The 13,033-nt window shown below is 49.1% G+C and carries 11 protein-coding genes; 1 reads left to right on the top strand and 10 read right to left on the bottom strand.

Annotated features, from left to right (window positions below; all coding sequences use genetic code 11):
- The first annotated feature begins 39 nt into the window (after window positions 1-39).
- Window positions 40-1,125: a stalk domain-containing protein gene (locus RQP52_RS32375; protein ID WP_315955655.1), complete on the top strand. Its 1,086-nt coding sequence runs from the start codon at window positions 40-42 to the stop codon at window positions 1,123-1,125.
- 92 nt (window positions 1,126-1,217) lie between these two features.
- Here RQP52_RS32375 and RQP52_RS32370 read toward each other — a convergent pair whose 3' ends face one another.
- The 10 genes from RQP52_RS32370 to RQP52_RS32325 all read right to left on the bottom strand — a co-directional run bounded on the left by RQP52_RS32370 (window position 1,218) and on the right by RQP52_RS32325 (window position 13,003).
- Complete coding sequence (locus RQP52_RS32370) at window positions 1,218-1,490, bottom strand: Fur family transcriptional regulator (RefSeq protein WP_315955654.1); 273 nt, start codon at window positions 1,488-1,490, stop codon at window positions 1,218-1,220.
- 135 nt (window positions 1,491-1,625) lie between these two features.
- Window positions 1,626-1,862 carry a hypothetical protein gene (locus tag RQP52_RS32365; RefSeq protein ID WP_315955653.1) on the bottom strand — a complete coding sequence of 79 codons (237 nt, stop codon included), beginning with the start codon at window positions 1,860-1,862 and terminating at the stop codon, window positions 1,626-1,628.
- Window positions 1,863-2,038: 176 nt separating this feature from the next.
- A complete protein-coding gene (locus RQP52_RS32360; protein WP_315955652.1) occupies window positions 2,039-3,025 on the bottom strand; it encodes a pectinesterase family protein in 987 nt (328 codons plus the stop codon).
- A gap of 26 nt (window positions 3,026-3,051) precedes the next feature.
- Window positions 3,052-3,975 carry a polyprenyl synthetase family protein gene (locus RQP52_RS32355; protein ID WP_315955651.1) on the bottom strand — a complete coding sequence of 308 codons (924 nt, stop codon included), beginning with the start codon at window positions 3,973-3,975 and terminating at the stop codon, window positions 3,052-3,054.
- Between the two features lie 49 nt (window positions 3,976-4,024).
- Entirely contained in the window at window positions 4,025-6,355 is a 2,331-nt protein-coding gene (locus RQP52_RS32350; protein WP_315955650.1) for a sensor histidine kinase, read from the bottom strand.
- 740 nt (window positions 6,356-7,095) lie between these two features.
- The gene (locus RQP52_RS32345) at window positions 7,096-8,073 is read right to left on the bottom strand and encodes an aromatic ring-hydroxylating dioxygenase subunit alpha (RefSeq protein ID WP_315955649.1); all 978 of its coding nucleotides are present in this window, start codon (window positions 8,071-8,073) and stop codon (window positions 7,096-7,098) included.
- Between the two features lie 21 nt (window positions 8,074-8,094).
- On the bottom strand, window positions 8,095-9,255 hold the full coding sequence (locus tag RQP52_RS32340; RefSeq protein WP_315955648.1) for a BMP family ABC transporter substrate-binding protein: 1,161 nt from the start codon (window positions 9,253-9,255) through the stop codon (window positions 8,095-8,097).
- Window positions 9,256-9,263: 8 nt separating this feature from the next.
- Window positions 9,264-9,749 carry a (2Fe-2S)-binding protein gene (locus RQP52_RS32335; protein WP_127455571.1) on the bottom strand — a complete coding sequence of 162 codons (486 nt, stop codon included), beginning with the start codon at window positions 9,747-9,749 and terminating at the stop codon, window positions 9,264-9,266.
- A complete protein-coding gene (gene pucD, locus RQP52_RS32330) occupies window positions 9,742-12,036 on the bottom strand; it encodes a xanthine dehydrogenase subunit D (RefSeq protein WP_315955647.1) in 2,295 nt (764 codons plus the stop codon). The genes RQP52_RS32335 and pucD overlap by 8 nt, the downstream gene beginning before the upstream one ends.
- Window positions 12,020-13,003, bottom strand: coding sequence for an FAD binding domain-containing protein (locus tag RQP52_RS32325; RefSeq protein WP_315955646.1), 984 nt, complete (start codon window positions 13,001-13,003; stop codon window positions 12,020-12,022). The genes pucD and RQP52_RS32325 overlap by 17 nt, the downstream gene beginning before the upstream one ends.
- Between the last annotated feature and the right edge of the window lie 30 nt (window positions 13,004-13,033).

Raw genomic sequence — 13,033 nt, 5'->3', positions numbered from 1 at the left:
TCTAATAAGATAGATGACTTCAAAAAGGAGAGAGTTCAAATGAAAAAGAAGATGTTCTCTGCAAAAATCGCATTGGCTACAGCCCTGCTAGTCGCTGCAAGCTCTGCTCTTCTCCCGCAGCAGGCAAGTGTGTATGCCCAATCCGACAGCGTGGATTTCAGCGTACAGCTCGCAACGATTAATATTCAGATCGGGGATCAACTGCTTAGTGTGCCTGGCGGTAAATCGAAGGATGGCGACACCTATGTCGGCCTCGCTTTTCTTAGCAAAGAGCTGGGCTTGACGACTTCCTGGGATGCAGCGACCAAAACCGTCACCGTCAGCGGGCCTAATAAGACAATGAGTATGCAAAACCAAAGCACGCAATACGCGTTAAATGGTCACACCTTCTTCGCGCCTCTACCTCCCGTCATTATCGATGGAACTACCTACTTGCCGCTTCGTCTGCTGCTGGAGCAAATGGGCTATACGATCGGTTACAACGATAAAAGCCGTGTCGTGAGTATTTCTAAAATCAAAGAAAACGAGCTTAAGCTCACGAACAAATCCGAGACGCAAACGAAGAGCGATAACCGGAGCATTAGCCTGCAGTATCCGCAGATCGAAGGCTGGGCGAATTCCGCTGCAAGCACGAAAATTAATACATTCATTCAAAATGAGATTGCGAAATATAAAGCCGCGGCCATCCAACAATTAGCCGATCTTACTGAGGATAGCAGCGGGACAGCGCCCGATTTTCCAAATACGTTCGATGTAAATTATCAAATTACTTACAATCAGGACCATAAACTAAGTCTATATTTTATCGTTTACACATTCTCTGGCGGTGCGCACGGGTTCTATTCCTGGGATGCCCATACGTTCGATCTGGATACGGGGAATGAGCTGAGCCTTCAGCAAGTGACTTCGAATAACACAACCTACAAGACTATTATCAATCAAGAGATTAAGAAGCAATTGAAAGCGAACGATTATGAACTTATTGAACCGTTCGAATCTATTCGTAACGATCAGGGCTTTTATCTAAAAGATGACACCGTCGTCGTCTACTTCGGGCTTTATGAGTATGCCCCTTATGCGCTGGGTATTCTGGAATTTCCGATCCCGTTGTCTGCTTTTAAGTGAAATTGCAAAAAGCGCCCCATCGACTGCGCGAAGCTGTGAGAGAGCTTCTTCGTAGCGTTGAGGCGCTTTTTCTTTGTTGCAGCCGCTTATGCTTATGAGCTTAACGCGGCTTCATACCGCATGGAGCTTCCGATTATGGCCAGCTCCTTCACCAAACCCAGCTGTTTGAACACATGCAGAGAGCTGTTCACCGTCATCGCATTGATCGTCGGATATTTGACGACTAATGCTTCACAAATCTCTTTGACCGTTGTGTAACTGCCTTGGTCGTACATAAATTCCAACAGCGCGTAACGCTGCGGAGTTAATTGAATGTTTTTGGCTCGCATGCGCTGCAGCGCTTGATTCAGATCGTGTTTTGCCATTGTGGAAACCTCCTCTGCGATTTATGCTCTATTTTAAGGCGCTTAGGTACGCTCTTATCGGATAACAATTCCTTATTTAAAATTATTATAATATAGTATTTATTTTATTCTAAATGATAACGATTGTCAATGATCTCATGGACTCACTTCGTATTTAGCGCCGATTCCTCCAGCTATTTTCCACGATTGCTCCAGTTTTGGCCAAGCAACTGTAGTTTCTACCACTAATTCCGCCAGATCTAGCAGATTTCGTCGAGTTGCTCGTGATTTAGATGGAGCTTCTACGGCTATTCCTTCCCCTGCCACCGAGCAGCGCAGAATAACGGTATTTTTTCCATCTGTACGATTCGAAGCACTCCATTCAGTGCCCATACCGCAGAAACCAGCATCCGAGTTGATGCCAAAAAAGCCGACACCCCCAACCGCACACGCGATTGAAGCTATCGGCTTTTACATCTATTCCTAAATCAACCCTTCGATTGGCAAAATGCCCAGATCTGCTATGTCTTCAACAATCGTCCCGCTACTGAGAAGCTAAGAAGTACGTGTCATCCATCACGCCGGCCAGAAGCCCATGCCGCTCGTGGACTCCATCCATCCCGACCCGCAAGAATGCGGTCAATATCAAGTGCTTTCGCCTCCTGCTCCGTCAGCTGCTTAGACCATTCCACCCGCTCCCCGACATCCGCGCCAGGTCCCATATTCCCATACTCGGCGAAAGCAAGCGCCTCCACACTTTCCCGCTCGTTCCATCGGTCCCAGCCGGCCTTCTTCACATGCGGGCCCAGCCAGCAGCGCACGAATGCCACTTTGGCGTAATTTCGCCAAGGTCTTCCAAGCCCGACTGACTCAGTAGGCGCTTCCCCTGTCAGTTTACAGCCAATAAACACGTATCCGTATTGAACGTCTTCGGGTGTAGACGCGGCTGTCACCCAGCCTTTACCGGAAGATACAATCTCGCAATCCAGAAATACCGCGGTCGCCGAACCAAAAATAAAATCGACATCGCCTCGAATATAGCAGCGCTCATAGTACTGACGCACGGTGCGCGGCGGTATGCCATCACGCGGCCCCCCGAAAGTCGAACGGTCTCGCGGTTTTGGCGGCAGCGGTCCCGTAAACAACGTATCTTGATGCCCGATGAACCGGCAATCCCGGAACGATACCCTGTCTCCGTCCACATAGGCGGCCAAGGCTTGCCCGACCTCTTCCCCTTTTCCCGCCGTATTCTCGAAAGTGAGCCGCTCCATCGTGACATCATTTGCACCAATTAAGGCCGTATAGGAATGAAAGGTGTGATACGGCTCGCCATTAGGAAAAATTTTTTTCGCATAATCACCGTTCGTGACAATCGTTGTCTCAGCCGACTCCCCAATGAGTCTGATGAACGGCTTCGTGATATGCAACTTTTCTTCATATACGCCGCTTCTCACATAAATGACCGTTTCTTCCACTCTCTCCTCGGCAAGGCTGTCGATTGCTTCCTGAATACGGATATAATCGGCGGTTCCATCTGCGGCTACTGTAATCATCATTTATCGCCCTTCCTGATCAATTATGCTTACTCTTCCACAACAAAACTGCCATACGTCACTTCCCGGAACCTTTCCTTCCAAGGGGAAACGGCTTGCAGCTTCTCATAGATTTCCTCCGCTTTTTGAACACACACCGACTGCACAACCTGTCCATACTCCAGGCATCCGGAGTCCTTGATCATTTGAATAAACGTTTCCTTCTCCTGCAAAAGAACGTCCGACGAAATTTTCCCTTCATAGTAGTCCTTCAATGGAGTAAACGCCTCGTCCTCGACGGAGAGCAAATACAGAATAGGAAGCGTGCGCTTTTTACCGTACAAATCGTTTTTCACATCATAGCGGACGATATCGCGCATATCATTCTGAATCTGATGAATGAGCCCGAAGCAATCGGCCAGCTCATGAAGCTGCTCGATCGTCTCCCGCGGGGAATCCACCGTCATGTATCCCATAAAACAAGCTAAACGAAAAAGAGATCCGGACTTCTCCTGCGTCATCACCAGATAATCATCCACGGACACGGTTGCATTCACCACGTCTTTGTGCTGGCCGTTGATCGAACGTCCAATGATTTTCGTTGCCTCGACCAGCCATTCCGGTTTGATCTGCAGCTGCCCCAATTCACCGAAGAATCCCATGATCAACGCCAGAACCGCGTTCAATGCCTCCGCTTGCGAGCATGTCATCCATGGTTTGTCCTCTTGATCCTGATCCTGCAGATCATCCACAATGTCCAGAATTAAATTGGCCAACTCCGCGAGTGCCGCGTAACGGTCAATATGCGGTGAATCCCCACCCAACATATAGTGCGTACAAAGTGTGACCTTAGCCCAAGCCCCATTCTCTTTATCTTTATCCGCAATAAAAGACTTCAAAAGCTCGTTTAAGCCCTGCACCTCAATATACTCGTCCACCAAGCGAATCATATGTTCTTTCACACTTTGCTTCATGCTCCATTCGCCTCGCTTTTATCTCTTTCGTATTAACAAGCTGCCTCAGCTAGGCAGATATAACTTCCTCAATTGGAATCCACATTCTAAATGTCGTGCCCTGCCCTTTTATCGTATTCAGAACCATTTGGCCGCCCATATGAATAATTCGGCTTCTGATTTGTTCAATCCCCATGCCGGAAGCTCCGATCTCCTTTTGTACGCCTTCATTTTGAACATTGAACCCCACACCGTCATCCTCATAATGGATATAAAAATAATGATCCGCTTCCTCTACGGTAAAGATGACTCTTGCCGCTTGCGAATGCTTTTTTGCATTATTCAGCAGCTCTTGCACAATTCGGAATAGATGGCGTTTTGTCGGCAAATCTTTGCTTTCTATAAAAGCTACCGAGCCTACGTCAATAGAAAGCTCGAACGGCGTTGTATAGGCTTCCTTCTCCACATACATTTGAAGCGTTTGAATCAATCCTACTTCCCTCAATAAATGTGGGTTCAACTCAAAGCAGCTCTGGCGCAAACTCGCATTAATCATATCCACAAAATTGTTCATGTTGTTAAGTTGTTCCTGATCGGACTTTTCCAAGGTGCTTTTATCCGCGATGGAGGAAATTCTTCTTTTAAGAAAAAATAAATCCTGCATGGTCGTATCATGCAAATCGTTTGCGATGCGAATCCGTTCCTCTTCTTGCAGCTCAAACATCACCTTACGAAACCACTGGATGTCCTGCGCGACCGCCTCATGCGGAAGCTGTGCGGCAAACTTTTGCAAATTCCCCGTTAACTTGCGTATCAAGTGTACGTTTTCCAGACTAATTTCCAAATACGTCGTAATAAACTGGAGCCACTGTTTCTCCTCTTTTGAAATGAGCATATTGGTCTTCTTGCGTGTCATCACCAAATATCCCGTAAATGCCCCGTGCCCCGTTATCTCTATACTTGTAAAATCAGGATGGTTAGGTAAGGTTGAATCAAGGACCAAACGCTCGATTTCCAACGCATCAATTTCACCTTGCGTAATAATTTCTATTCTTTCATTTTCATGCCGAAATACGATGGCGCCTCCAAGAACCTGTAAGGTATTCACAATGTCGATCAGAATAATATCCTTCAACTCTCGCAATGTGGAGATGGCCCCCAAATTTTTTGAAATCTTTTTTAAAGCTAACTGCAGGACGTGCTTCTTCGGGAAAAGAAAAGGCTCAAGACGCGTTGTCCAGTACTCTGCTGCATAGAGCAAAAGCGATCCCAGAAATATCGAACCTGCGAAAACAAACAAGATTTGCTTCTCGTTCACCTCATGACTAAACAGGAAAGCATAGATACCCGTGAGCAAACTGACCGGAATGACCGACACAAGACCAGCAAAGATAAAACGACGAATCACCATGCCAATATCATAAAGCTGATTAGAAGCTATTAAGTATATAAATGAAATCGGGAACAAGATGATCGTCCAACTCGTATAAATCGCATCAATGACCCAAATGCCAAGAAAAAGCTTAGGAAGAAAAGACAAGCATATAATAGGAAATATAGAGATAAACAAAGAAAAACAGACACTTTTTACTATGCTGGATAAGTACGTTTTCTCATTACGAACTTTAAAATACATGTACGCAATCACACAGATATTAATTAAAAAGCCTATGATGAAAAAAACTAATGTTACAATCCCGTCCAAACGGTAAAACTGAGACATGGATGGCAATAAGTAAAACCCTCGCAGCATCGCTATAACTATTAGAATGGCATAAATATATTTGATATACCCCGTAGCGAGTTGTAATTCTCCTTTTTCCTTAAAAAAAGTCACTATAAAATGTAAGAAGACAACCGGTAGTATCATCATAAAAGAGGATATTACGATCTTTCCAATCAGATCACCTCTAATCGAGGCACCTAGACTCATGTAAATAAGTCCCATTGCTAAAAAAACAACGGAAAGCAATCTGGCAGACGGAGAACGGCGTAATTTCAATAAGAGGATACAGGCTAAAAATATACAGATAGATTCCTCTGCTAGGGGGATCACGTCATAAACAGTCGTACTATTTTTCACTATTTTAAAATCATGATCAATGCCATCTCTGGATAAAAGCAAGGTGTTGGCCTGTTCAATAGCGCCCCATTTGACAACATACTTAGAATCCTCAGGGGGCTTTCCATCAACAAGCTTTACAACATCTCCTACTCTAATCCCCAATTTAGCACTTGCACTCTGCGAATGAGCCTCTGTTACTTCCCATTGATCTGCCTTATTCAAAGCTAACAAGATTCCGATATATGGCGAATGAAACGTTATATAAGAACACCAGATTTGCAAGAATGCAAATATTGCGAGAAAAAAACTAAATAAATACGTTTTTCTAGTATCCATACTACACGTCCTCCAAACATTTGATATAATCAAATAGTAGTTAAAAAATTGTTGAAGGGAGTCTTTCTACACAATGACTATCCAATTAGCCTCTAAGCTGCACGACGTTGTTCACATGCTAAAAAATCTTGAATTAAACCCAGTATCAAACCCTCTAGCAGTTGCTGGTGCCCTTTCTAGAGAGGAATCGTCAGCGATCGTGAAAACCTTTACAACAAGAGAGAAGAAACAAACCGAACCAATCTGCAACTGGTTCTAATCCCGTTGTCTTATTTTACCAAAATCAAAAAGGATTGTATAACCAGCTTTTGGCTGTTATACGATCTTTTTTGCATTTCTTTCATCCGAAAAGTTGGTCATGCAAGTCTACTAGTCTTGCGCCGTGAATCAGTATAACAAATAATATGTTAATTAGTACACATATGGAATATATTTGAGAGGGGTTGTGGGGCGTTCGGGGAGGTATTGTAATAATAATAGGGACTATGAGTCCGCTATTTTGATAAATATCGCATATTTCATTGTGCAAACGGAACTACAGAGGCCTTATTTCTTCAAATCCCCGCACACTTCCGCCAAAATCGGCATTATAGCGGACCATAGTTCCCTCTCGCTGTCCATATGGCTTCAAAGTGCAGAAATAACGGACCGTAGTTCCCACATACGATTCTGTTTGATAAAAAAAGACTACCAAAAAGGCCACTCCCAGCCCCTTCGATAGCCCTACTTATTTAACCACATTAAGCAGTCCCAAATGTGACGCCCAATTCCCTTAACCGCTTGCGATACGCAATACTTAATCGGTCCGTGTTCAAATGCAGCTCTGCCTGCAAATCCAGCGGCAGCAGCTCCGGCTTCTGATTTTCAACCATTTCGCGGTCCTGCTCGATCAGCAGGTCCTGGAACTGGATGAAAATATCATCCGGCTCCTCATACGCATAGTTCCGCTGCTTGAGCATAAAAGCCTGGCTGCGCTGCTCGGATTCCGGCAGCACCATGAGGAACAAACGGAAGATATGATCCGTATCCCGATCTCTTTTCGTAAAAGCAACGCTAAGCGGGCCATACACTTCGTACACGTAACGGCTATGTACCCCACGCCCCGTCCCATCGGGGTCGGGCTGGTAGACGACGATTTCCTCCGAAGTGAGGACACCGTCCTCCTCATGCACCTGATAATCGCCAATTTCAGCATAATCACTATCGCCCAGCAGACCCTCATGAACAAACATAAGGTGGGAGACATCGAGGAAATTCTCAATAATACGAGGACCTGCAGCTTGCAGGGTATACGGTCCCATCCATACTTCTTTAAAGCCCTCCGGGATATAAGCGCTCACCTTCGGCATCGGCCCTTCCGGTTCCCCCAGGCATACCCAGACAAATCCGTGTGCCTCCACACAGGCGTAGACAAAAGCCTTCGCTTTCGAAGGAATCGCCCGATTGGCAGGCAGTGAGGGAATTCGTGTACACGTCCCGCAGCCGTTATAAGACCAGCCATGGTAAGCGCACACGAGTTCATCTGACTTGACTTTGCCCAGAGAGAGCGGAACGCCCCGATGAATGCACAAGTCTTTGAAGGCGTGAACGCCGTCAGAAGTGCGGAAAACAGCCACCTTTTCCCCCAGTACAACAACGGGAACCGGTCGATCCGTCAGCGCCGACGACAACAATACCGGGTGCCATTCATCAAGAAGCGTCTTATCCTGTATCGTCATCGTCCCACAACCTTCCCCATGTTATTTTGGAATGACACCTTTAATGCCCTTAACAAACCAGGTTGTACCCAGGATTTCCTCATCTGTCATCTTTTTGCCCTGTTCAAATCGAACTTTGCCGTCTTGATCGACAATCGGGCCTTGGAACACATCGAAGGTTCCCGCCAGAATCTCCTGCTTTTTCTTCTCGATAAGCTCCTTTACGTCAGCCGGCACATTTTTGCCAAGCGGTGCCATTTCCGTGATGCCTTCCTTCATACTGCCGAAGTAGGCTTCGGACTTCCAAGTACCGTCCATAACGCTTTTCACCGTTTTCACATAGTAAGGGCCCCAATTCCATTTCGGGTTGGAAATGTACGTTTCCGGAGCGAAGCGACCCATGTCGGAATCGTTACCGATTCCCCATACCTTGCGCTCAGCAGCCGCTTGAATGCCAGCAGGCGAATCTTGATATGCAGCCAGCACGTCAACGCCTTTATCCAGCAGGGAAATAGCCGCTTGCTTCTCCGTTGCCGGGTCAAACCAAGTGTTACTCCAAACAACGGAAACGTCCACGTTCGGATTCACGCTTTGTGCGCCCAAGGTAAAAGCATTAATGGTATAAATGACTTCCGGAATTGGGAACGCACCCACATAGCCCAGGTGATTGTTTTTCGTCATTTTGCCTGCAGCCATGCCGACGAGGTAGGCGCTTTGATATTCACGTCCCATGTACGTCCCCATGTTAGGCAGTGTTTTGTAGCCTGTGGCATGGAGGAATTTCACATTCGGGTGCTTTTGCGCCACGTTATACATCGGGTCCATATAGCCGAAAGAGGTTCCGAAAATGATATCGTTTTTCTGTGCCAATTCTTCGAAAACCCGCTCCGCGTCAGGGCCCTCAGGAATATTTTCAACCGTAGTCGCTTTGATACCCAGCTCTTTCTCCATCATCAGACGACCTTGATCATGCTCATAGGTCCAGCCTCCGTCACCGGGCACTCCGATATAAACAAAGGCGACTCTAGGCAGTTTTTTCTCTGTTTGCGTAGGGGTTGAAGAGGTTGTGCCCGCAGTTGAAGCCGCCGCAGGGGAGCTCGCTGGTGCTGTCGTGGTGCTTGTCGTGGATGTGGGTGAACTGGAGCAAGCGGATAGGATCATTAGGAAGATAGCAGTTAAGGATAACATCAGTTTTCTTGGCATTATGGCTTCTACCCCTCTCTTTTTATCGACAAACCACATCGTTCTACCGCTCTGAAAATCCCTTCATAACCGGTGCAGCGGCATAAATTGCCGCACAGCGCTTGCTCGGCCTCAGCCCTTGTCGGGGCGGGGTTTTTGGCCCACAAGGCCGTTAACGTGACAACCATCCCGGCGGTACAATAACCGCACTGCAGCCCTCCTTCCTCTAACATCGCTTGTTGAACAGGATGCAGCGTTTCCCCTCCGGATATCCCCTCTATGGTCGTTACCTGCTTACCTGCGGCTTGATAAGCCATGAGCAGACACGCATTTACAGGCTTTCCATCAAGCAGCACCATGCAGGCGCCGCATCGTCCAATCTCACAAGAAACTTTGGTACCGGTTAGGCGCAAGTCGTCTCTTAAAATATCTGACATCCGCTTGGAAGCAGGAACCGGAATCGCGATCTCTTTCCCGTTGATGGAGCATTCCAGCACATACGTTGTATTAATCAATGGCCTCCACCCCTTCTAACCAATCGATGGACTGCACGATGTCTTCCGGTGAAATCGGAAGCCGGTTCACCCAAATGCCGGTTGCGTGGCGAACCGCTGCCGTAATTGCCGGCGCCAATCCGACGCTGCCGATTTCGCCTACCCCCCGCGGGCCGAATGTATCGCCCTCGGGTAATTCTTCAATCGCTTCTACACGAATGATTTGCGGACTATCTCGAAAACTTGGAATCAGGTAAGTGTCCAAATTATGTCTCACATAGGAGCTTTCCTGCATAACAGCATCCTCCGTTAATGTGAAGCCTAAAGCCATTACACTGCCTCCCTCAATTTGACCGAGGAAGCCCATCGGATTAATGACAGGACCGGCTGCAATCACGTGGTCCGTCGCAACCACTCTCACCCTCCCTGTCAGCATGTTCACCTCTACCTCCACGATGGCGGCAGCGTAGGAGTACAAATAATGCGCTCCTACCTGCCCCGCCGGTGTCGTCGGGTAGTCAAAAGCCGTCTGCGCCAGGATCGGCTTCGCTGCTGATAAGGCAGCCGCCGCCAACTGCGCATACGTCACAACCGGCTCACCCTCCCCATCGCTCTTGCGATGGATCCCGCCAACGCCGGTTGTCAGCTCCTCCGGCGCGAAGCCGCCAAGCGCAGCCGCCTGCTCCAGCAGCGCCTGCACGAACGGCGGCTTCAGCCGCTGCAGGGCGCGCCACATCATCGTGGTGGCGCGGGATGCCGTGCTCGAGCCGCTGCTCGGCACGCGGTCGGTATCGCCGATGACGATGCGGATGTCACCGGCGGCGCAGCCGAAGCAATCCTGCAGCATCAGCGTGAGCGCTGCGTAGAGCCCTTGCCCGAACTCCTCGAAGCCGAAGGAGGCCTGGATTTTGCCCTCCGGCGTGAGCTCGATGCGTCCGCCGGAGTGATCCGGGATGCCGAGGCCGAGCCCGGCGCCGTGCATCACCATCGAGGCGCCGATGCCACGGCGCAGCCACGGCTCAAGCTCGCTCGCCTGCGACTGGCCCCGCTTCGCCCAGAGCGGCGACTCCTGCGCCTTGTGCCATACCTGGCTGGCGCCTTCGGTCGGCACAATCTCTTGGCCCATTGGCCCAGGGTCGCTAGGAGCGCGCAGGTTCAGCCTGCGCAGCTCCCAAGCGTCCATCCCGAGCTTCTCAGCGAGCCGCTCGATCTGACTCTCCACGGCAAAAATCACCTGATTGCCGCCGAATCCCCGAAACTCTCCGGATACGCCGTTATTCGTATAAACACTAGTCCCTTTTACATCAATATGAGGAATCGTATACGGCCCTATCGCATGTTCAGTGGCAAAGTTCAGCACTTCACAGCCCAACGTTGCGTAAGCGCCTGTATCTGCAAGAATGCTGACTTGATGCGCGATAAGATGTCCATTTGCATCCGTACCCGTCTTCATTGTGATGCGCATCGGATGCCTTTTGATCCCGGCAATGACCGACTCCTTGCGGGAATTGTGCATCTTGATGGGAGCGCCTGTCATTAGCGCAAGCAGGGCACCGAATGGCTGCACATTCAGCTCATCCTTCCCGCCGAACGATCCGCCAATGGGACTGGATACTACACGAATCTGCTCTTCTTCCATGGCGAGAATACGTGCTAGCTGCATTCGGTCTTTATAGCCATGCTGCGTTGGCGAGTACACCGTCAGCCGGCCATCTTTTTCCGGAATAAACAGGCCGCCCTCTGTCTCCATGTAGGTATGCATTTGCCTTGGGGTGTAGTAGGTCTCCTCTACGATATGCGCACACTGCGCGAAAGCAGATTCCGCCTCACCTTGCTTCAGGCTGGTTCGATGCAGCAGATTGCCATCCGGATGTAGCAGCACAGTTCCTTCGTCCAGCGCCGTTTCCGGATTGTCTACAACCGGCAGCGGCTCATAGACAACTTCGATTAAACTAAGCGCATACTCAGCGATCTCCTCTGTATCCGCTGCTACGGCCGCCACTGCATCACCGATATAACGGACACGATCGTGGCAGAGGACAGGCTGATGCGGGAAGGCAATGCCGAACAAATTCATGCCCGGCACATTCTCCGCTGTAATAACGGCGCGAACCCCCGCTGCCGCTTTGGCTCTGCTGGTATCAATGGATAGTATCCACGCATGCGGGTACTTGCTTCTTAACACTTTCCCATGCAGCATACCCGGTGCCGTTAAATCCGTCAGGTATTGGAGCTTCCCCGTGACCTTCTCTTCACCATCGGGACGAATGATCCACTTTTTTGCATACGTATCACGACCTAGGAGCATAGGCTCCGCCCCCTTTTCGCCAAGCTTTGTAGCACTCGGAAACGATCAGATTCGCCGCCGTTATCTTGCGGTAAGCAACACCTGCGTAATCATCCGCTACAGCCTCGAACCCTTCAGACACTCCCTTATGCAACGTTTGCAGGACCTCCTTGGATAAAAGCTTACCGGTGACCGCGTTCTCAAGCTCGGCGAACCTCGCCGGAACAGCGCTTCCTCCGCCTGCGCTTAAAGCGATGGCGGCAATAGTTCCGTCCGCCTCTATCCTTAAACTGCCTGCAACCGTTACGACAGATGGGGTAAATGCCTCTCTTCGCCCTACTTTCAAATAAAACTCATGGGTCCGGGAAGCGTCTTGTTCGAGTTGTTCTACCTTGTTCGGCCCCACGTTAGTCTGCTGCTCTGCCTCAGTCTGTTTCGCAGAAACCTGCCCAGAAGCTCGCACCACAATCTTGGTCATCATTTCATCAGAGGTAAAAAGCTTGCTTTCCAGCCACTCCTTAAGCGGCAGGATGCGCTCTTTCTGCCCATCCGACCACCCCACTTGGGCATCCATGACAAGGAGAACCGGAATGAGATCTCCCGTGCGGGTTACCACATTGCCTCCGATCGAAGCTAAATTACGGACAGAAGGTGCTGCAATTTCCGAACAAGCTTGCACCAAGAGTCCGCATCGCTGCCTCATCAACTCATTTTCCATCAAATCAGATAAACAACAGGCTGGACCTATATGAACATGACCTTGTGTGTCAATGGTTAAACCCGAAAGAGCGGGAATGCGCCCCAAACTGATCAAGTGCTGCGGGGTCGACGAAAGACCATTTTCCCAGCGTGTGCGAAGCCATGTGCCGCCTGAGATTAACACCGAGTTGTCTCCCCATTGATGCTTTAATTGCATGGCTTCCTCTACGCTTGTCGGCTGCCATACCGAAGGCTGCTGCTCCGGCAGCTGGTACAAAGGAACTGACATGAACAAAACCTCCTCAGCGTATTCTGAACC

This window comes from Paenibacillus violae, from assembly GCF_032461945.1.
GTDB classification, from domain to species: domain Bacteria; phylum Bacillota; class Bacilli; order Paenibacillales; family NBRC-103111; genus Paenibacillus_E; species Paenibacillus_E violae.
This window is presented reverse-complemented; position numbering and strand designations above follow the sequence as displayed.